The sequence below is a fragment of the Kitasatospora sp. NPDC091276 genome (genome assembly GCF_040684355.1).
Taxonomy (GTDB): domain Bacteria; phylum Actinomycetota; class Actinomycetes; order Streptomycetales; family Streptomycetaceae; genus Kitasatospora.
In genome coordinates this window covers 165,668-184,717 of record NZ_JBFBFU010000007.1, presented here as the reverse complement: position 1 = coordinate 184,717, position 19,050 = coordinate 165,668, and the positions used below count along the sequence as shown (strand labels likewise).

Sequence of the window (19,050 nt, the reverse complement as noted above, 5' to 3'; positions counted from 1 at the left end):
GGTCAGGCGGTCCGCATCGCGTCCACCACGGTCATCCGGCCGACCCGACGGGCTGGCAGGACGGCGGCGGCGAGCCCGGTCAGGACGGTCAGCCCGAGCGCGGCCAGCACCAGCACCACCGGCGGGCCGCCGACCGTCCCCACCGTGGAGGTGAGCGAACGCGCGGCCGCCCAGCCGTAGCCGACGCCCAGTCCGGTGCCGACCAACGCCCCGGCCAGCGACAGCAGCACCGCCTCCAGGGTGAGCATCCGGCGCAGCTGCCGCCGGGACATCCCGATGGCGCGCAGCATGCCGATCTCGCGGGCGCGTTCGCTGACGCTGAGCATCAGGGTGGCCGCGACGCCGAGCCCGGCGATGGCGACCGAGAAGGACAGCAGGGCCATGCTGACGGTCGTCATCCGGTCCAGCAGCAACCGCAGCGTCTCCGCCTGCGCGCCGATGTCGGTGACGGCCACCTCCGGGTGGTCGGCGAGCGCCCGGTCCAGCGCCCGGCGGGCGGTCGACCGGTCCTCGCCCGCGCCCGGGCTGATCCAGACCGTGGTGACGGCCGCGCCGGGGGCGAGCCGGTCCAGGGTCGCGGGGGTCACCAGCAGCGTCGCACCGGTCTGCAGGGTGAGCGGCAGGCTGCTGCGTCCGGGTTCGACCCGCAGGTCGGTGCCGGGCCCGCCCGCCGGGCCCCCGACCCGGCGCACCCCGCCGCCGCCGAGACCGCTCAGCGCGGCGCCGTCGGCAAGCGCCCCGGCCTGGTCGACGCCGTCCGCCGAGGGGTTGAGCCGGGCCAGGTCGGCGGCCGCGACCAGGGTGGGCCGGCCGTCGAGTTCGACGGTGGCCGAGCGGACCGGCGTGACGGCGAGCCCGCGCTGCGCACCGAGCGCGGTGACCGCCCCGGCGGGCAGCGCGCCGCCCCCGGTGACGACCGCCGAGAAGACCCCGGGTTGGCGCGCGGACACCGCCGGCACCAGGGAGTTGGAGGTGATCTCCAGCGCGGTGACTGCGCCGACCATCACGGTCACGCCGAGCAGCAGCGCCGAGCCGGTCGCCCCGGTGCGGCCCGGGTTGAGCCGCAGCTGCTGGGTGGCGAGCCGCCCGGCCGTCCCACCGAGCCGCCGGGCCGGGCCGCCCAGCACGCCGACGACGGCGGGCAGCAGCCGGTCGGCGAGCCGCAGCACGCCGAAGAAGCTGACGATCGCGCCGACGGTGACCGCGAGCAGCGACAGCGGCGGCGGGGCCACCGCGCCGGCCACCAGCAGCGCCGTCCCCGCGCACAGCAGCACCGCCGTCCACACCGCCGCCCGGGCCTTGGCCGCCCCGCCGACCGGCCCGTGCGTGCCGCCGAGCGCGGCCACCGGCGGCACCGCCGCCGCGGCCTTCGCCGGGCCGCGGACGGCCAGCAGGGTGAGCAGCACTCCGAACAGCCCGGCCAGCGCGCAGGCCAGCGGGGCCGGCGCCAGCGAGAGGTGCACCGGGCCGAGGTCGAGCGTACCGACGACCACCGTCCCCGCCGCGCACAGGCCGACCCCCAGCAGCACGCCCGCCGCCGAGGCTCCCGTCCCGAGCAGCAGCCCCTGGCGGCGGATCAGCCGGCGCAGCTGCCGCCGGTCGGCGCCCACGCAGCGCAGCAGGGCGAGTTGGCGGGTCCGCTGGGCCAGCACCACCGTGAAGGTGTTGCCGACCACCATCCGCGCCACCGCGAGCGCGATCAGCACGAAGGAGAGCGCGGCGATCAGCACCACCCCGTAGAGGGTCCGGCTCTGCCGGGTCGCCTCGGTGACGGAGGCGTCTCGGGTGCGCACCTCGACGCCGTCGCCGAGGACGGCGCGCAGCGCCTCGACGGTCCGGGCCCGCGAGGCGTCCGGCCGGACCCGGACGTCCAGCTGGGCGGTGGTGACGCCGGTCGCGTACTGGGCGACCGCACCGGCCGGGACGCCGACGATCGGGCGCCCGGCGAGGCTGGGCGCGCCCCGGCCGTCCAGGACGCCCGCCAGCCGGGCGGTGGCGGGGGAGCCGTCGGCCCGGGCCAGCCGCACCTCGGCCCCGGGGGCAGCGTCGAGCCGGTGCGCGGTGTCGGCGTCGAGCAGCACCTCGCCGGGCCCGGCCGGCCAGTGGCCGCCGGTGAGCAACTGCCAGCGCAGCGCCGGGTCGTCGGCGACCGCGCTGACCGCGGCGGTCTGGTCGAGCGGGCGCCCGTCGGCCGTCAGCACCGATCCCTTGCCGACCAGTCGCGGTGCCACCCCGGCCACCCCGGCCGTCCGCCGGGCCCGCTCGGCGGCGGCGTCCAGCCCGCCGCCGGCGGCGGTCCTGGTCACCTGCACGTCGCCGGACCCGACCTCGGCGGCCGCGGTCTGGCTGAAGGAGTCCACCAGCGCCCCGCTGCCGCTGACCGAGGCGATCAGGAAGGCCACCCCCAGCGCGATCGCGGCCCCGCTCAGGAGCAGCTGCCGCAGTTGCCCGCGCAGCTCGGCCACGGTGTATCGGTACGTCGTCATCGCTCCCCGGCTCGTCCGCCCTGACCAGGCACGACGCACTGGCAGGGGCCTCACCGAGCCTAGGGTCCGCACCCGCCCCGGCCCGTCAGCACGAGGTCTCCTCGATGATCACTCCGAGGACGGACGGCCGACCGCGCCCCCTCCTCCCCGAGAGGTACGCCGCCCCCGACCCGGCCCGGCCCCGGAAACGCCGTAGGCCCCCCGCCCTGGTGGGCGGGGGGCCTACGGCGACACACGCGTCTCTGGTGCCCCAGGCAGGATTCGAACCTGCGACACCGGCTTTAGGAGAGCCGTGCTCTATCCCCTGAGCTACTGAGGCGAGGATCCGCCGGGGAGCGACTGCATCCCGTAAGCGGATCCGGGGCGGCCGGCCCGAGGGCAAGCCGCTACCGGCTCAGTGTAGCGGGTCGGGCGGCGCCCGGGCGGCGGGTTCGCGATCTTGCCGATGGCGGGGCCGGGCGCGCCGCCCTCCGGGCTCCGACGGGGCGTCGGGGCGGGCGGTGACGGCTGCCCGCCGGGCCGGGGGCGGCGCTCAGCTGCGGGAAACGACCATCTGGGCGCTGCCGTCCGGCAGGCCGGCGACGGCGACCTTCTGCCCGCCGAAGGAGGTGCTCCACCAGCCCTGCCAACTACCCGAGGCGTAGCGGGCGCTGTGGTAGACGACGCCGTCGTTGCCCACGGCGATCAGCTGGGCGTCGCCGTTCGGCATGCCGGTGATCGCGAAGCTCCCGGACTGGAAGCTCGCCGCGCCGGCGTAGCCGTCGACCACGTTCCAGTCCTGCCAGGAGCCGCTCGCGTAGCGGGCGCTGTGGTAGATCTTCCCGTCGCTGCCGGTCGCCAGCAGTTGGGTGTCGCCGTTCGGCATTCCGGCGATCGCGACGTCCTTCGCCTGGAAGGTCGCGGCGCCGACGCCCGCGACGGCGTTCCAGCCCTGCCAGGCGCCGTTCGCGGAACGGACGTTGTGGTAGACGTTGCCGTCGTTGCCGGTGATCAGCACCTGCATGCTGCCGTCCGGCAGTCCTGCGGCCGCGATCTTCTGCGCGCCCCAGTCTCCGATCGGCAGCCAGCCCTGCCAGGCGCCCGAGGCGTAGCGGGCGTTGTGGTAGATCTTCCCGTCCTTGCCGATCGCCATCACCTGGGTGTCGCCGTTCGGCATTCCGGCGATCGCCTCGGCCCGGGCCGCGAACCGCGCCGATCCGGCGTAGCCGTCCAGCGGCGCCCAGCCCGTCCAGGATCCGTTCGGGTAGCGCGCCGTGTGGTACAGGTTGCCGTCGGCACCGGTGGCCAGCGTCTGGGTCGAGCCGTCCGGGGTCGCCGCGATGGCGTCCTGCGAGCCGTTGAAGAAGGCCGAGCCGGCGTAGCCGTCCAGCGGGCTGAAGGACGTCCAGTTGCCGTCCACCAGGCGCGTGGCGTGGAAGAGGTCGCCGGCCTTGCTCACCGGCGCGGTCGGCGACGGGTACGGGTTGGCGTGGTCGGTGCTCAGGCCGCCGTTGCACTTCGCCGCCCAGGCCCCGGCGCCCTGGCCGGCCAGGATCCGCTCCGCCGTCAGGATCTGCTGCTGCTTGGTGGCCTGGTGGGGCATCGGCGCGTACTGGGTGCCGCCGTACGCCTCCCAGGTGCTCTTCGTGATCTGCAGGCCCCCGTAGTACGGCCAGCCGGCCTTGTAGTAGCTCCAGTCGCCGCTGCTCTCGCACTGCGCCACCCGGTCCCAGGTGGCCACCGAGGCCGCCTGGGCGGAGCCGGCGGCCACCGTGGACAGGCTCAGGGCGGCGAGGGCGGTGAACGTGAGGGCGGCTGCGCGGGGTCGGCGGGAGGCGCGGGACATCGTGACCTCTTCTCGGAGGGGCGGGACGGCTCGCGCGGGACGGAGCCGGGGGTGAGCGGCGCGACGGCAGGAGGGCGGCGGCGAGGGGGCCGGCCCACCGCGGCGGGGCGGCGGTGGGCCGGGGGGTGGAACCGGCGGGCGGGGACGGTCAGTTGTAGGTGCCGCCGATGGAGACGGCGTAGTGGTTGCCGCTCACGCCGTTCAGCTGGATCGGGGCCGCCGGGTCCCAGCTGCCGGAGCCGTCGCGGATGGTGTGCATGATCCGGTCGTCGTTGGTGATGAAGACGGCCTGGAACTCGCCGTCGATGTTGGCGGCGCTGACCCGGTTGGCGGTGAACGAGCCGATCACGGGGGCGAGCTCGGCGAACGGCTGCCACGTGCCGTTGCCGTAGCGGGCGCCGTGGAACTGCTGGCCGTTGTTGTTCACCACGACGATCTGCGCGTCGGATCCGGTGCCGGCGACCGCCACGTCCTGGGCGGGGCCGACGTTCCCGGCGGCGTCGTAGACGTTGCCCCAGGCCGACCAGGAGCCGCTGACGGCGCGGATGGCGTGGTAGACCGTGCCGCCCGAGACCGTCACGACCTGGAGTTCGCCGTTGACGCTCGCGACCGAGGCGCTGGTCACGGCGCCGCCCGCCGGGGTGATGTCGCCGAACGGCAGCCAGGTGCCGTTCGCGAGCCGGGCGGTGTGGAAGAGCTTGCCGTCGGCTACGGCGACGACGTGCAGGTCGCCGCCGATCGAGACCGCGGAGACCTTGGTGACGTTGCCCAGCCTGTTGGTCTGCGGGCCGATGTCGGTGAAGCGGTCCCAGCTGCCGCCGGTGTGACGGATGGTGTGGTAGATGTTCCCGTCGCCGCCGACGGCGAGCAGGTGGGTGTCGCCGTTGATGCCGGCGTCCGCGATGGACTGGACGCCACCGATGTCGCCCGCGACGCTCTCCACGTTCCCGAAGCCGGTCCAGCTCCCGTTGGAGGAACGGGTGGTGTGGAAGACGTTGCCGCCACCGTTCACCACGACCTGGGCGCCCCAGCCCACGGCCCCCTGCTTCGGCGGCAGCGGGGTGCTGTCGACGGTCTTGTCGTAGCGGAAGGGCTTGAAGCCGCCGCTGATCAGGGAGCTGCGCGAGTAGTTGATCTTGCGGGCGGTCAGGCCCGGCCGCGGCTCCTCGTAGACCACGGCGGTGTTGTGGCTGCCGTCGGTCCAGCCGGCGAACAGCACGACGTGCGTGCTGATGTTGTCGATCATGTCGCCGGGCTGCAGGTCGTCGAGGCTGCCGAGCTGGGTGGAGATGTCGTCGAGGGTGGAGGTGACCCGGCTGGAGCCGAGGTGCCAGGCCATCGAGACCAGGCCGGAGCAGTCCTGCCGGTAGGAGCCGTTGCTGTCGCTGTGCCAGAGGCTCTGGCTGTACGGCACCGCCTGGTCGACCCAGTTCTGGGCCCGGGCGATGATCTCGGAGCGGCTGATCGGGCCGTTGACGGACGAGGTGCCGACGGCCTGCGCCGGTGCGGTCAGCGACACGGTGGAGACGACCGCGCCGAGCGCGAGGGCCCCGGCGAGGGCGACGTTGGCGAGCTTCGAACGGTTGGCGGACATGGCGGACCTCCGGACGTGGTGGACGGGGTTGGCGGCTGGGCCCGGCTTCGAGGTGCTCGGGGCCCGACGGTGACGGGCGGCTCACGCGGCGCGCGGATTCCGGGCGGCTGCCCTGCGGGAGCAGCCGGCCTGGCGGCGGTTCGACGCGCTGGTTCGACGCGCTGGTGCGGGGCGCCGCGGGGTGCGGCGCTCGGCGAGGCCGGGGTACGGCACTCGGATCGGCCTGCCTCGGGAGCGGGCCCGGCGGGACGGCCGCCCCGCAGGAGCAGCCGGTCGATGGGGCCCGGCGGGGCCGGGGCGAGGTGGTGGGGCCGTCAGCCCCGGACAGGCGCTAAGAAGCAGCCGCGGCGGCGGCCCGGCCTGCGACGGCGAGGGTGGCGACCGCAGTGGCCTCGGTCATGACGGTGCGGAGCATGACGGTGTCCTCTCCTGCTGCGACGTGAGGGTGGGATCCGGTGGCCGCGTCCCGCGGTGGCGCGCTCTCCGGTGCCGCCCTGAGCGGTGCTCCCTGGCGGCGATCACCAGCTTCGTCGCAGCTCGGCGGCGGTGGAAGGGGCTTCGGTTGGACGGAAGTGGCCCTGGACCGTTCCGGCCAGGAGCGGTCGGCGTCCGCACCGGGGCCGGGCCGGCGTCCGCGCCGGGGCCTGGTCGGGACCGCGCCGGGGCCGGGTCGGCGTCCGCACCTGGCCGGGTCGGGGCCGGGTCGGGGTGCGGGTGCCGACGAGGGGTCAGAGCGGGTCAAGTAGCCTGCCGGAAAAGTGTTCGACCGCCTTGCCGCGCCGTGCGAAGGAGACGAAGGACCCGATGAGACCTGCTGGGCACCCGGTGGTGCGACTGCTGGGGCAGGTGTGGGTGTGGCCCGCGGTGGTGATGCTGGCGGTGGGCGGGTACCGGCTGGGGACGCCGGAGCTGTGGCGGGACGAGATGGCGACCTGGACGGTGGCCACCCGGTCGTTGGGCGACCTGCTCCGGCTGCTCCAGCACGTGGACGCCAGCAACGGGGCGTACTACCTGCTGATGCACGGCTGGACGACGGTGTTCGGCGACTCCGTGGTGGCGCTGCGAATACCCTCCGTGCTGGCGATGGCGGGGGCGGCCGCGTTCGTGGCGCTGACCGCCGAGCGGCTGTTCGGCAACCGGGTGGCGGCGGTCGGCGCGGGGCTGCTGTTCGCGGTGCCGCCGGAGGTGTCGCGGTACGCGCAGGAGGCGCGCGCGTACGCGCTGGTGACCTTCGCGATCGCGGCGGCCACCTGGTTCCTGGTGCGGGCGCTGGAGCGGCCGACGTGGCGGCGGTGGGCGCCGTACTGCGCGGCGATGGCGGTGGCCGGCGCCGGGCACCTGATCTCGTTCAGCACGGTGGCCGGGCAGGTGGCGCTGGTGCTGCTGCACCTGTGGCGCACGCGCGGGGCGGCGGAGCGGCGGCTGCTGTGGCAGTACCCGGTGGCGGTGGGGGTGGCGGCGGTGCCGGTGCTGCCGGTGGTGCTGCTCGGCAGCCGGCAGTCGGACCGGCAGCTGGGCTGGATCGAGAAGCCGAACCTCGGGGGCCTGTTGCACTTCGGCCAGCACCTGTTCGGCTCGCACACGGTGTTCTACGCCTTCGTGCTGCTGGCGCTGCCGGTGCTGCTGCTGCCGGGCCGGCGGGTGCAGGCCGGGCAGGCGCTGCTGCTCGCGGGGCTGCCGGTGATGGGCGTGTGGGTGGTGTCGCAGGGCGGCACCTCGTACTTCATCGAGCGGTACCTGCTGTTCACGGTGCCCGCGTGGGCGGTGCTGGCCGGGGGCGGGGTCGGCGCGGTGCACGGCGTCGCGGCGGCCTGGGCGAAACGTTTCCGTGCTCCGGGACCGGCCAGGGCGGCGGTGGGACTGCTGACGCTGGGACTGCTCGCCGTCCCGGCCGTGGCGGCGCTGCCGAAGCAGCCCGCGGTGCGCTACGTGGGCTCGCACAACGGGTCGGAGGAGCCGTTCCGGGCGGCGGCCGGGGTGATCGCCGCGGGCTACCGGTCCGGGGACGGGATGGCGGCCCCCCTGGGTAACCAGGCCTGGGCGATGGTGTGGCCGGGCGTCAGCTACTACCTGCCGTCGGACGTCCACCCGTACCCGGTGTTCGTCGCGCAGAGCGCCGACGACGCGGAGGACCTGTCGCCGACGCCGTGCCCGCAGCCGGAGGCCTGTCTGGGGCAGGCGGCGCGGATCTGGCTGCTGGTCCTCGGGGACACCGAGGACCCGCTGACCACCATGCCGGAGGACCAGGCGCAGGCTCTCCGCACGCAGTACGGCGCGCCCGACCAGGTCACGCCGCTCGGCGGGTTCACGGTCGCGCTGCTCGACCGCGACAACTGACGAGCGAGACCCGGAGCACGCGACGGCTGACGAGCGAGACCCGGAGCACGCGGAAACACGACGGAGGGGGAGCCGGGCGAACCGGCTCCCCCTCCGTCGTCGCGGTGTCAGAGCGTGCGGGTCAGCCGGGACTGGATGGACGGCGGGTTCAGGTCGGACTGGAGGGCCACCGGGACCTCTGTCTTGTCGTCGCCCGCGCCCACCCGCAGCAGGCCGACCTCCTGGCCGGCCTTCGCGGTGTGGCCGAGCTTGGCCGCGTCCAGGGTGACCGTGCCGGTGATGCCCGGGAAGCCGGCCACCACGAGGTCCTTGGTCGCGACGACCTGGACCTTGCCGCCGAGGCCGTCGTCCACGGTGCCGACGACGTCGCCCTTCTTCACCACGGTCTGGCCGGTCAGGCCGCCCTGCGCGGCCTGGATCTGCTTGCCGCTGACCTTGAGCACGGTCGGCAGGATGCCGTCGCCGGGGTTGGGCGAGGTGGCCTGCTGGCCCAGGGTGACGCCGATGATCAGCCGCTTCACACCGCCGATCTCCTTGTAGGCGGCCCACATCAGGCAGCCGCCGGCCGGGGTGCTGGAGCCGGTCTTGACGCCGATGACCCCGGTCTTCGGGTTGATCAGGTTGTTGGTGTTGGAGATCTTCGCGTTGTTGAAGTTGGTCTCCGGGGTGGAGACGATCTGCCGGAAGATCTCGTCCTGCATGACCTGCTCGGCCAGCTTCAGCTGGTCCTTGGCGGTGGACTTGGTGTCCGCGAGGAAGCCCGCCGGGTCGGCGTAGGTGGTGTTGGTCATGCCGAACTTGGCCGACGTCTCGTTCATCAGCTTGACGAACGCGTCCTCGGAGCCGGAGTGGAAGCGGGCGAGCAGCCGGGCCACGTTGTTGGCCGAGGGCAGCATCAGCAGTTCCAGCGCCTGGTACTCGGTGAGCACCTGGCCCTCGGTGAGGGTGACCCGGGACTCGTCGACGTTGCCAGACTCCTGCGCGGCCTGCTTGTCCACGGTGATCTTCGGGCCGCTCTCCCCCTTCTTCAGCGGGAACTTCTGCAGGATCAGGTAGGCGTTCATCACCTTGGTGACGCTGGCGATCGAGGACGGCGTCTCCTGCCCGGAGCTGCCGAGGCTGCCGACGCCGACCACCTCGGCGGCGGACTGGCCCTTGGCCGGCCAGGCGAGGTCGAGCTGGTCGCCGGCGAAGCTGAAGCTGCCCGCGGCGGACATCCGCACCTTGGCGTCCGGCAGCGGGCGCAGCAGCTGGGCCACCACCGCCGCACCGAGCACCACGGCGAGGAAGGCCGTCCAGATGGTGATCCGCTTGAGCGCGCGGCGCAGCGGCGAGACCGGGCGCGCGTTGAGGGTCGCCAGGACCTCCATCGCCTCGGCGGTGTTCTCCGGCGCGGGCGGCGGCTCCGGGAGGGGCAGCGGCTCGGGCTTCGGCAGCGGCGGGACGGGCGGCACCGGCCGCGGGTCGGGGGTGGGCAGTGGCTCGGGGGCCGGGGCGGGGCCGGGCACGGGGGCGGGAGTCGGCTTCGGCAGCGGCTCCGGACCGGGCTGCGGCTCGGGTTCGGGGAGGGGCTTGGGCGCCGGGTGCGGCTCGGGCACCGGCTCCGGGACGGGGGACGGCTCGGGCTGCGGGGTCGGCGCCGGAGGCTCGGGCACGGTGCCGGACGCGGGGGCCACGGGGGCCGCGGGGGCCACGGCGGAGGCGGAGGCGCGCGCAGGCGCGGGCTTGGCCGGCTCCTCGGGCTTGGCCGGCCCGGCTGCCGCCTCGTCCGGTTCGTCGCTCTCGGGCGCGGCGGCCTCGGCGGCCTCGGCGGGTGCGACGGGTGCGACGGCCCCGGGCGTGTCGCCCTCGGACGCGGCCTTCTCGCCGGCCTCCCTCGCCCCCTTCTCGGTGCCCTTCTCCGTGCCCTTCTCGGTGCCCTTCTCCGCACTCCCCGCCACGGCTCCCGCACCCGCCGCGGCCGTCCGCATGGCGAGACGCGGGTCGGTTCCGGTCGCCCGTCCGGCCGCCTTCTCCTCGCCGTCGGCAGCCGTCACGGCCTCCGCCTCCCCGGCCGCGACGTCGGAACTTCCGTCACCGGCGGGCTTGGTCAGCTCCTCCGGCAGCCGCAGTGCGGTGGTCGCACTGTCCACCGGCAGCCGCAGCATCGTGGTCTTGCTGTCCACATCCCGGACACGGAGCTGTACGGTCGAGCCGCGCTTGGCCCCCGCCGCCGGCGTGTCGCCGGGGCCGGTCTCGGCCTCCCGGCTGCCGTTCGGGTTGCCGTCCGGAGCACCGTCCGGGTCCGGACCCGCACCGCCGGCCGTCCCGGTCCGTTCGCGTTCGCGCTCCTGCGCCCGCTCGCCGTCCCTCAGCACCCTGTCGGGGGACTCGCCCACGTATCCCAGCCTCCTCAACGCCCGGCGGGGCACCGGCAGACCCGATTTCGGGAAGCCGACGCCCCGCCCCGTGTACCTGTACAGTCTCCGCCACCGTCGGCCGATCCGGCCGCGCACACCCCGCCCGACCGGCGCTTATTGCCGTCGCACGGGCGTACTGCGGTCTGTTCACCGGTCAGACGCCGGGCCCGCCGCCCCTGGTTCCCCGCCTCCACCGCAAGGTCACGATTCGGAGGCGTACTCGACAAGCCCGTGTGAGAGGCGTCACCCTGTCTCTCATCCACGCGGGGAGGCTTGGATGGGCAAGAGCCGCAGAACTGTTCCCGAGGAACTCTTGCTGCTCGCTTTGGACCCGACCACGGGTACCACGGCGCAGCCGCAGACCCTCGACCTCGGACTCGCCGGGGCCCAGCTCGTCGAGCTGTCCCTGGCCGGACGGATCGTACCGGAGGGAGACCGGATCGCTGTCGTGCTCGCACGGCCGACCGGCGACCCGACCCTGGACCACGCACTGGAACTGCTGCGCCGACGCGGCAGTCCGGTCCGCGCGGCGCACTGGATCGGCGGGCCCCGGCTGGGGCTGCGGCAGACCTACCTGGCGCACCTGGAGCGCTGCGGCATGGTCACGGCCGTGCCGGGCCAGGTGTGCGGGGTGCTGCCGACGACCCGCTATCAGGCGTCGGACGACTGCACCAACGCCGCGATCAAACAGCGGCTGGACACCGCCATCCGCACCGGCGTGCCGCCGGACCCGCGGACGGCGGCGCTGGCGGCCCTGGCCCATTCCGTGGGCCTGGGCAAGCACCTGTATCCGGGCAACGAGGGCCGGTCCTCGCGGTCGCGGCTGCGAGACCTGATCCGGTACGACCCGCTGGGCGGGATGGTCGCGCACGCCGTGATGGACGTGCAGAACGGCCTGCCGGCGCAGCAGAACCGTTCTGCCCAGGGTTCCGGGACCGGTACCGGCACCGGGCGTTCCGGCGCCCGCGCGGCGGGCCGGGGCTCGGGGCGGGTCGCCGCCTCACGGGTCGGCGTCCGCTGACCGGGACCGCCCGGGCGCGCGGGACGCCGCACCGATCGCCGTACGGCCTGCGCGGCACGTGCAGCCCGCACGGCCCGTACGGCCCGTAACGGCGGGCACCATGGGCCCGGCAGGCACCACGGGCTCGGCGGGCACCACGGGCACCACGAGCCCGGCGGCACCTCCGACGGCGCGCGCCGCCCCGTTCACGCCGCCCGACGGCGCTGAGCAACGGCGCTGAAGGACCCGACGCACCACCGAAGCAGCACCCGCACCACCAGGAGCACGGAGGGGCGGTCGCCCCGCGACGGAAGTCGCCCGGCGACCGCCCCTCTGCCGTCCCCGAAGGCCCTTCGGGGCCCGTGCGGGGAGCCCGGCGGTCCTGCCCTCGCACGTGCCACTGGCACCTGCGCCGCCGGGGAGCACATCCTTAGCCCGTACCGGTTCGAGCCGCTGAGCCGCATTACCACTTGAGGGCCCTCGCCGTCTCACAGAAGTGCTTTTCCGACGATCTGTTCTACTGCGCTGCTGTGATTCCCTGACGCCGACCTGGCCCGAGGTGACATGCTGCTCCAAGTCAGGGGGGTTGGTCCCAATGTCCGAAGTGTTCCGAGGGCTGCCGTTCCAACGATCACCAGAGGTCCGGCCGGAGGTCGATGTGTCGACGAGCATCAATCCCACCGTGCGCCGTCGGCGCCTGGGCTCGGAGCTGCGCAAACTCCGCGAGGGCCTCGGGATGACGGCGGAGGAGGTGGCGGGCCGGCTGATGGTCTCCCAGTCGAAGATCAGCCGACTGGAGAACGGCCGCCGCAGCATCAGCCAGCGCGACGTGCGCGACCTCTGCGACGTCTATCTCGTGAACGACGAGCAGATGCGCGCCAGCCTCATGGAGATGGCCAAGGAGTCCCGCCAGCGCGGCTGGTGGCACGACTTCAACGACATGCCGACCCCGTACAGCGTCTACATCGGGCTGGAGGCCGAGGCCTCCTCGATCCGCGCGTACGAATCCTCCTTCGTCCCGGGCCTGTTGCAGACCGAGCAGTACGCGCAGGCCGTCGTGGAGGGCACCCAGCCGGACACCGACGCGCTCGCCGTGCAGCGCCGGGTGCAGGTCCGGATGAAGCGCCAGGACCGCATCCAGGGCGAGAACCAGCTCGGCAGCCTGTGGACCGTCATAGACGAGGCGGTGCTGCGCCGCGAGGTCGGCAGCCGCGAGGTGATGGCCGAGCAGCTCAAGCACATGATGGAGCTGAGCCAGCACCCGAACATCACCATCCAGGTGATCCCGTTCTCGGCCGGGGCCCACCCCGGTATGACCGGGACATTCTCCCTGCTGGAGTTCCCCGAGTCAGCCGATTCCACGGTTGTCTACTTCGAAGGGGTGACGAGCGATCTCTACCTGGAGAAGGACGCGGACGTCCGCCGCTATACCGGTCTGTACGACTACCTGCGGGCGGCGGCACTCGGCGTGGCGGAGAGCCGGGCACTGATAGCTGAGATTGAAGAGGGATACCACTGATGAGCACCACCTCCGAGCACGGAACCCGCTGGCGGAAGAGCAGCCACAGCGGCGGCAACGGCGCCTGTGTGGAGATCGCCACGCCGGCCACGGGGGCGGTGGCGGTACGGGACTCCAAGGACCCTCAGGGGCCGCAGCTGCGCTTCTCCGCCGAGGCCTGGACCGCGTTCGCGAGCGCTGCGGCCACCGGGGTGTTCGGCCGCCGCTGACCCTGCGGCGGCGGCCACCGACCCGGCCCCGCGCCCGTGGTGCGAATCCGAGCTCGGCCCGTTTGCCCGTAGCAGTGGCCGTCGCCCTCGCCGGCGGCCGACGCTACGGGCAAACGTCGTTCCCGCCCGAACTTCCCGCCCCATCCGTCCTGTCCGCCCCGTCCGCCCCGTCCGCCCCGTCCGCCCCGTCCGCCCCGTTCAGCGCACCACCGGGTACCGCTCGGACCAGGTCAGCCCCTCCGGGGTGCGCGGATCGTGCAGTTCGGTGCCGTGCATCAGCTCCAGCACGAAGTCGTCGGCGAGTTCGAGGATGGCGCCTCGCCCCTCCAGCCCGGCCACCAGCCCCGACGGCAGCGCGGTGTCACCGTGCAGCACCCCGAGCAGGCTCCCGCAGACCGCGCCGGTGGAGTCGCTGTCCCCGGAGTGGTTGACGGCGAGCAGCAGGCCCGAGCGCACGTCGTGCGCGACCAGCGCGCAGTAGACCCCGATCGCCAGCGCCTCCTCGGCGACCCAGCCCTCCCCCAGCGCCTCCACCCGGTCCGCGGACGGCTCGCCGGCCCGGACCGCGTCCAGCGCGGCCCGCAGCGCGGCGGTGGTCTCCTCGTGCGCCTGCCGCTCGGAGAGCAGCGCCAGGGCGAGGTGGACGCCCTCCTCCAGGGTGCCGCCGCGGGCCACGCTCTGGACGATCACCGCGAGCGCGCCCGCCGCGAGGTAGCCGGTGGGGTGGCCGTGGGTGAGCACCGCGCACTCCACCGCGAGTTGGAAGACCAGGCCCGGCTCCCAGCTGGTGAGCAGGCCGAACGGCGCCGCCCGCACCACCGTGCCGCAGGCCTTGGAGTGCGGGTTCTTCGGCCGCTCCACGGTGCCGAGGAACTCGGCGTCGGCCCCGGTCAGGCCGGACAGACAGCCCTGGCCGGGGGCGCGCTGGGCGTACAGCCACTCCTCGCGGCCGAGCCAGCCGAGGTCAGGGCGGCGCTCGTCGGGGCCCCAGTCGCGCTGGGTGGCGGCCCAGCGCAGGTAGGCCAGGTGCAGGTCGGTGGGCGGATGCCAGCTGCCGGTGTCGCGCCGGATGTGGGCGCGGATCAGGCCGTCGACGGTGAACAGGGTGAGCTGGGTGTCGTCGGTGACGGCGCCGGTGCGCCCGTACGCGGGGACGTAGCCGGTGACACCCTGCGGGCCGTGCTGGGCCCGGATCTTCTCCAGCGGCTCGAACTCGACGCCGGCGCCGAGCGCGTCGCCGATGGCACCGCCGAGCAGACAGCCCCGCACCCGGCTGCGGAAGTCCTGCTGCTGGGCGCGTGACCACAGTGGCATCACGACGGGGCGCCTTTCCTCGGGGCAGGGGGCTGCGCGACGCACGGCCGCGGCGCGCGCCCTGGCACTGTATTCGAAGACCCGAGCGAATCAAGGGCGTCCCTCGTGCTCCGGTTCCCCGGCCCCGGCCGCCGTACGGGCGGCAGCGGGGCCGGGGGGAACCAGCAGGCCGAGGCCGGGGGAACCAACAGGCCGGGACCGGCGGAACCGGGAGGCCGGTGGCGTGATCAGTCCAGGACCGGCAGCAGCTCCGGCAGGTGCCCGTCCGAGGCCAGCGCCGCGGCCCGGCGCTCGGCCGGCACCTCGCCGTACGTGGTGGTGCGCTGGCGGTGCGGGCGGCCCGCCGCCTCGGCGATCGCCTGGAGGTCGCGCACCGACTTGTAACTCCCGTACGCCGAGCCGGCCATCCGCGAGATGGTCTCCTCCATCAGCGTGCCGCCCAGGTCGTTGGCGCCCGAGCGGAGCATCTCGGCGGCGCCCTCCGCGCCCAGCTTGACCCAGCTGGTCTGGATGTTGGGGATGTGCGGGTGCAGCAGCAGCCGGGCCATCGCGACCACCGCGCGGTTGTCCCGGGCGGTCGGGCCTGGCCGGGCGATGCCGGCCAGGTAGACCGGCGCGTTGGTGTGGATGAACGGCAGGGTCACGAACTCGGTGAAGCCGCCCGTGCCGTCGGTCGCGAGGGAGCGCTGCTGGATCTCGGCGAGCAGCCGCAGGTGCCCGAGCCAGTGCTTCGGGGTGTCCACGTGCCCGTACATCATGGTGGACGAGGAGCGGATGCCCAGTTCGTGCGCGGTGGTGACCACTTCGACCCAGGTGGCGGCCGGCAGCTTGCCCTTGGTGAGCACCCAGCGGACCTCGTCGTCCAGGATCTCGGCCGCCGTGCCCGGGATGCTGTCCAGGCCGTTCTCCTTGGCCCGCTGGAGCCAGTCGCGGATGGACAGCCCGGTGCGGGTCGCGCCGTTGACCACCTCCATCGGCGAGAAGGCGTGCACGTGGATGCCGGGCACCCGCTCCTTCACCGCCCGGGCGATGTCGAAGTAGGCGGTGCCGGGCAGGTCCGGGTGGATGCCGCCCTGCATGCAGACCTCGGTGGCGCCCACCTCCCAGGCCTGCGCGGCCCGGTCGGCGACCTGCTCCAGCGACAGGGTGTAGGCGTCGGCGTCGGTGCGGCGCTGGGCGAACGCGCAGAAGCGGCAGCCGGTGTAGCAGACGTTGGTGAAGTTGATGTTCCGGGTGACGCAGTAGGTGACGTCCTCCCCGACGGTGTCCCGGCGGACGTCGTCGGCGATCCGGCAGAGCGCGTCCAGGGCCGGGCCGTCCGCGTGGAACAGCGCCAGTGCCTGGTCGTCGGTGAGCCGTGTCGGGTCGTCGGCGGCCACCGCCAGCGCCTCGCGCAGGTCGCCGACCAGCCGCTCGGGCGCGCCCTCGGCGAGCACCTGCTCGCGCAGCACCTCCCAGTCGCCGTAGACGTCCTCGAAGTCGGCCCGGCGGTCGCCGGTGCGGCCCTCGGTGTCGATGGTGGCGTGCAGGTCGGTCCGCCCGTACGAGACGGGCAGGTCCTCGGGCTCCTGCCAGGGCAGGCCGCGGACCACCGCGTCCGGGTTCGCCAGCCCGGTCTCCGGGTCGGCGAGGGCGCGCACGTGCGGCAGCACCCGCGGGTCCAGCCAGGGCTCGCCGCGCCGCACGTACTCGGGGTAGACGGCGAGGCGTTCGCGCAGTTCGAAGCCGGCGGCCGCGGAGCGCTCGGCGAGCCGCTCGATCTGCGGCCACGGGCGTTCGGGGTTGACGTGGTCGGGGGTGAGCGGGGAGACGCCGCCCCAGTCGTCGACGCCGGCCGCGATCAGCCGCCCGTACTCGCCGTCCACCAGGTTCGGCGGCGCTTGCAGGCAGGCCGCCGGGCCCATCACGTGCCGGGCCACCGCCACGGTGGCGACCAGCTCGTCCAGTTCGGCGTCGGGCATGCCGCGCATCGCCGTGTCCGGCTTGGCGCGGAAGTTCTGCAGGATCAGCTCCTGGACGCCGTGGTAGGCCCGGGAGACCTTGCGCAGCGCGAACAGCGACTCCGCGCGCTCCTGGTACGTCTCGCCGATGCCGATCAGCAGGCCACTGGTGAACGGGACGGAGCTGCGCCCGGCGTCCTCCAGCACCCGCAGCCGGACGGCCGGTTCCTTGTCCGGCGAGCCGAAGTGCGGGCCGCCGGGCTCGCTCCACAGCCGGGTGGCGGTGGTCTCCAGCATCATGCCCATGGAGGCGGAGACGGGCTTGAGCCGCTGGAAGTCCGTCCAGCCGAGCACCCCGGGGTTGAGGTGCGGGAGCAGGCCGGTCTCCTCCAGGATGCGGATCGACATCGCCCGCACGTAGGCGATGGTGTCGTCGTACCCGTGCGCGTCGAGCCACTCGCGGGCCTCGGGCCAGCGGTCCTCGGGCTTGTCGCCGAGGGTGATCAGGGCTTCCTTGCAGCCGAGTTCGGCCCCGCGCCGGGCGACGTCCAGCACCTCGTCGGGGGACATGAACATCCCGTGGCCGGCCCGGCGCAGCTTGCCGGGGACGGTGACGAAGGTGCAGTAGTGGCACTTGTCGCGGCAGAGCCGGGTGAGCGGGATGAAGACGCTCTTGGAGTAGGTGATGACGCCGGGCCGCCCGGCCGCCGCCAGCCCCGCGTCGCGGACCCGGGCGGCGCTCGCACACAGGTCGTTCAGGTCCTCGCCTCTGGCCTGGAGCAGCACCGCGGTCTCGGTGACGTCCAGGGCGACGCCGTCCCGGGCTCGGCGCAGGGCGCGCCGCATCGCGTTAGCGGTCGGGGGGTTGCTTGCGTCCATGGCGGTTCCGTCCATGGCGCGACCCTACGCCAGGTGTCGTACGTTCGGAGTAGCCAACCCTGAGGGCGTCTCAGGGTCGATGTACCCGTGAGGTTTACCCCGAACTGGCCCCGCAGGGCGATGACGGGGCCCGGGTGCGGGCCTCTAATGGAGGGGCACAGCCAATCGCTCGTGTTCGTAGAGGAGTTGAGGACGCCATGACCAATGACACGGCGGCGGGGGACAACGTGGACGGCGGCGTGCCGTACCGCTCACGGCGGCGCATGCTGGTGCGGGCCGGGGTGCCGCTGACGGTGGCCGCGGTGATCGCCGCCGGGATCGGCCTGGTGCCCGCACTGGCCGCCGACGCCCCGCCCGAACTTCCCTCGCTGACGCCGGAGCAACTGGTGGCCAAGGTGCTCGGCTCCGACGCTCAGAGCCTCTCCGGCACGGTGTCCGTCTCCACCGACCTCGGCCTGCCCAGCCAGCTGCTGGGCGTCGCGGCCGGCGGGCTCGGCGCGGCGGCCGGGCGCGGCGGCGGCCAGGGCTCCTCTTCGGCCGACCCGCAGGCCAAGCTGCTCGGCCTGCTCGGCGGCGACCAGACGCTGCGGGTCGCGGTGGACGGCCCGGACCGCCAGCGGGTCGACCTGCTGGAGGACATGGCCGGCTACACCGTCGTCCACAACGGCGACCAGGCCTGGGCCTGGGACAGTTCGACCAACACCGCCGTGCGCCTGACCGGCCAGGCGGCCGCCCAGCACCCCGACACCGCCGGCAAGCACGCCGGGGCCCCGCTGACCGGGGTGCCGACGACCCCGCAGGAGGCCGCCCGGCAGTTCCTGACCGCGAGCGCGGGCACCACGTCGGTCACCGTGGCCGGCACCGCCAACGTGGCCGGGCAGAAGGCGTACCAGCTGAGCGTCAAGCCCGCGCAGTCCGGTTCGACCGTCGCCGAGGTCCGGATCGCGGTCGCGGCCGACAACGGGGTGCCGCTCTCGGTGGTGGTCAAGGGCGTCGACGGTTCCACCGTGCTGGACGTCCACTTCACCGACGTGTCCTTCGCCAAGCCGGCCGCCAAGACCTTCGACTTCACCGTGCCCAAGGGCGCCAAGGTGACGGAGCACAAGGCGGACGGGGGCGCCAAGGGTGAGGTACCGCAGGGCTTCGCGCCCAAGGGTTCCGCGCCCGGGGGCAAGGCCGGTCAGGACGCCTCGGGCCGGGACCACGGCGGCGTGAACGTGATCGGCGAGGGCTGGACGACCGTGGTCTCGGCGCAGCTGCCCGGCGGCGCCGTCGACGCGCCGCAGGACGGCGGCAAGGGCGGCAAGCACGGCGGCCGGGGCGCGGCCCTGAACCCGCAGGCGCTGGTGAAGTCGCTCGGCAAGCCGGTCGGCGGCGGCACGCTGATCAGCACCAAGGTGGTGAACGTCCTGGTCACCGACGACGGCCGGGTGTTCGCCGGCGCGGTGACCCTGCCGGTGCTCCAGCACGCCGCCGGGGTGAACTGACGGATGACGAAGGCTCCCGTAACGGGGGACGTTACGGAGTCGGCCGGGGGTCCGGGCGCCG

Annotated in this window: 11 protein-coding genes and 1 tRNA gene; 5 read left to right on the top strand and 7 right to left on the bottom strand. The window is 74.2% G+C overall.

Features of this window, described 5'->3' with window-relative positions; translation table 11 throughout:
* Window positions 1-2: 2 nt before the first annotated feature.
* The 4 genes from AB0O19_RS11685 to AB0O19_RS11670 form a co-directional block, all read right to left on the bottom strand.
* Window positions 3-2,486 carry an ABC transporter permease gene (locus AB0O19_RS11685; protein WP_363619190.1) on the bottom strand — a complete coding sequence of 828 codons (2,484 nt, stop codon included), beginning with the start codon at window positions 2,484-2,486 and terminating at the stop codon, window positions 3-5.
* Between the two features lie 243 nt (window positions 2,487-2,729).
* Window positions 2,730-2,805, bottom strand: a tRNA-Arg gene (locus AB0O19_RS11680).
* Between the two features lie 213 nt (window positions 2,806-3,018).
* Window positions 3,019-4,311: a transglycosylase family protein gene (locus AB0O19_RS11675; protein ID WP_363619189.1), complete on the bottom strand. Its 1,293-nt coding sequence runs from the start codon at window positions 4,309-4,311 to the stop codon at window positions 3,019-3,021.
* Window positions 4,312-4,459: 148 nt separating this feature from the next.
* Entirely contained in the window at window positions 4,460-5,905 is a 1,446-nt protein-coding gene (locus tag AB0O19_RS11670; RefSeq protein ID WP_363619188.1) for a hypothetical protein, read from the bottom strand.
* A gap of 804 nt (window positions 5,906-6,709) precedes the next feature.
* Here AB0O19_RS11670 and AB0O19_RS11665 point away from each other — a divergent pair.
* Window positions 6,710-8,242: a glycosyltransferase family 39 protein gene (locus AB0O19_RS11665; RefSeq protein WP_363619187.1), complete on the top strand. Its 1,533-nt coding sequence runs from the start codon at window positions 6,710-6,712 to the stop codon at window positions 8,240-8,242.
* Between the two features lie 107 nt (window positions 8,243-8,349).
* Here AB0O19_RS11665 and AB0O19_RS11660 read toward each other — a convergent pair whose 3' ends face one another.
* Window positions 8,350-10,620 carry a hypothetical protein gene (locus AB0O19_RS11660; RefSeq protein WP_363619186.1) on the bottom strand — a complete coding sequence of 757 codons (2,271 nt, stop codon included), beginning with the start codon at window positions 10,618-10,620 and terminating at the stop codon, window positions 8,350-8,352.
* A 298-nt stretch (window positions 10,621-10,918) separates the two neighbouring features.
* Between AB0O19_RS11660 and AB0O19_RS11655 the strand changes: the two genes are divergently transcribed.
* The 3 genes from AB0O19_RS11655 (at window position 10,919) to AB0O19_RS11645 (ending at window position 13,369) form a co-directional block, all read left to right on the top strand.
* Window positions 10,919-11,662 carry a GPP34 family phosphoprotein gene (locus AB0O19_RS11655; protein ID WP_363585370.1) on the top strand — a complete coding sequence of 248 codons (744 nt, stop codon included), beginning with the start codon at window positions 10,919-10,921 and terminating at the stop codon, window positions 11,660-11,662.
* 637 nt (window positions 11,663-12,299) lie between these two features.
* Window positions 12,300-13,160, top strand: coding sequence for a helix-turn-helix transcriptional regulator (locus AB0O19_RS11650; RefSeq protein WP_350877673.1), 861 nt, complete (start codon window positions 12,300-12,302; stop codon window positions 13,158-13,160).
* Window positions 13,160-13,369, top strand: coding sequence for a DUF397 domain-containing protein (locus AB0O19_RS11645; protein ID WP_363585371.1), 210 nt, complete (start codon window positions 13,160-13,162; stop codon window positions 13,367-13,369). The genes AB0O19_RS11650 and AB0O19_RS11645 overlap by 1 nt, the downstream gene beginning before the upstream one ends.
* Window positions 13,370-13,567: 198 nt before the next feature.
* Here the strand turns inward: AB0O19_RS11645 and AB0O19_RS11640 are convergent, their stop codons facing one another.
* Window positions 13,568-14,683, bottom strand: coding sequence for an ADP-ribosylglycohydrolase family protein (locus AB0O19_RS11640; RefSeq protein WP_350877669.1), 1,116 nt, complete (start codon window positions 14,681-14,683; stop codon window positions 13,568-13,570).
* Between the two features lie 227 nt (window positions 14,684-14,910).
* Window positions 14,911-17,517, bottom strand: coding sequence for a bifunctional FO biosynthesis protein CofGH (locus AB0O19_RS11635; RefSeq protein ID WP_363619185.1), 2,607 nt, complete (start codon window positions 17,515-17,517; stop codon window positions 14,911-14,913).
* Between the two features lie 182 nt (window positions 17,518-17,699).
* Between AB0O19_RS11635 and AB0O19_RS11630 the strand changes: the two genes are divergently transcribed.
* The gene (locus AB0O19_RS11630) at window positions 17,700-18,989 is read left to right on the top strand and encodes a DUF2092 domain-containing protein (protein ID WP_363619184.1); all 1,290 of its coding nucleotides are present in this window, start codon (window positions 17,700-17,702) and stop codon (window positions 18,987-18,989) included.
* Window positions 18,990-19,050: the final 61 nt, after the last annotated feature.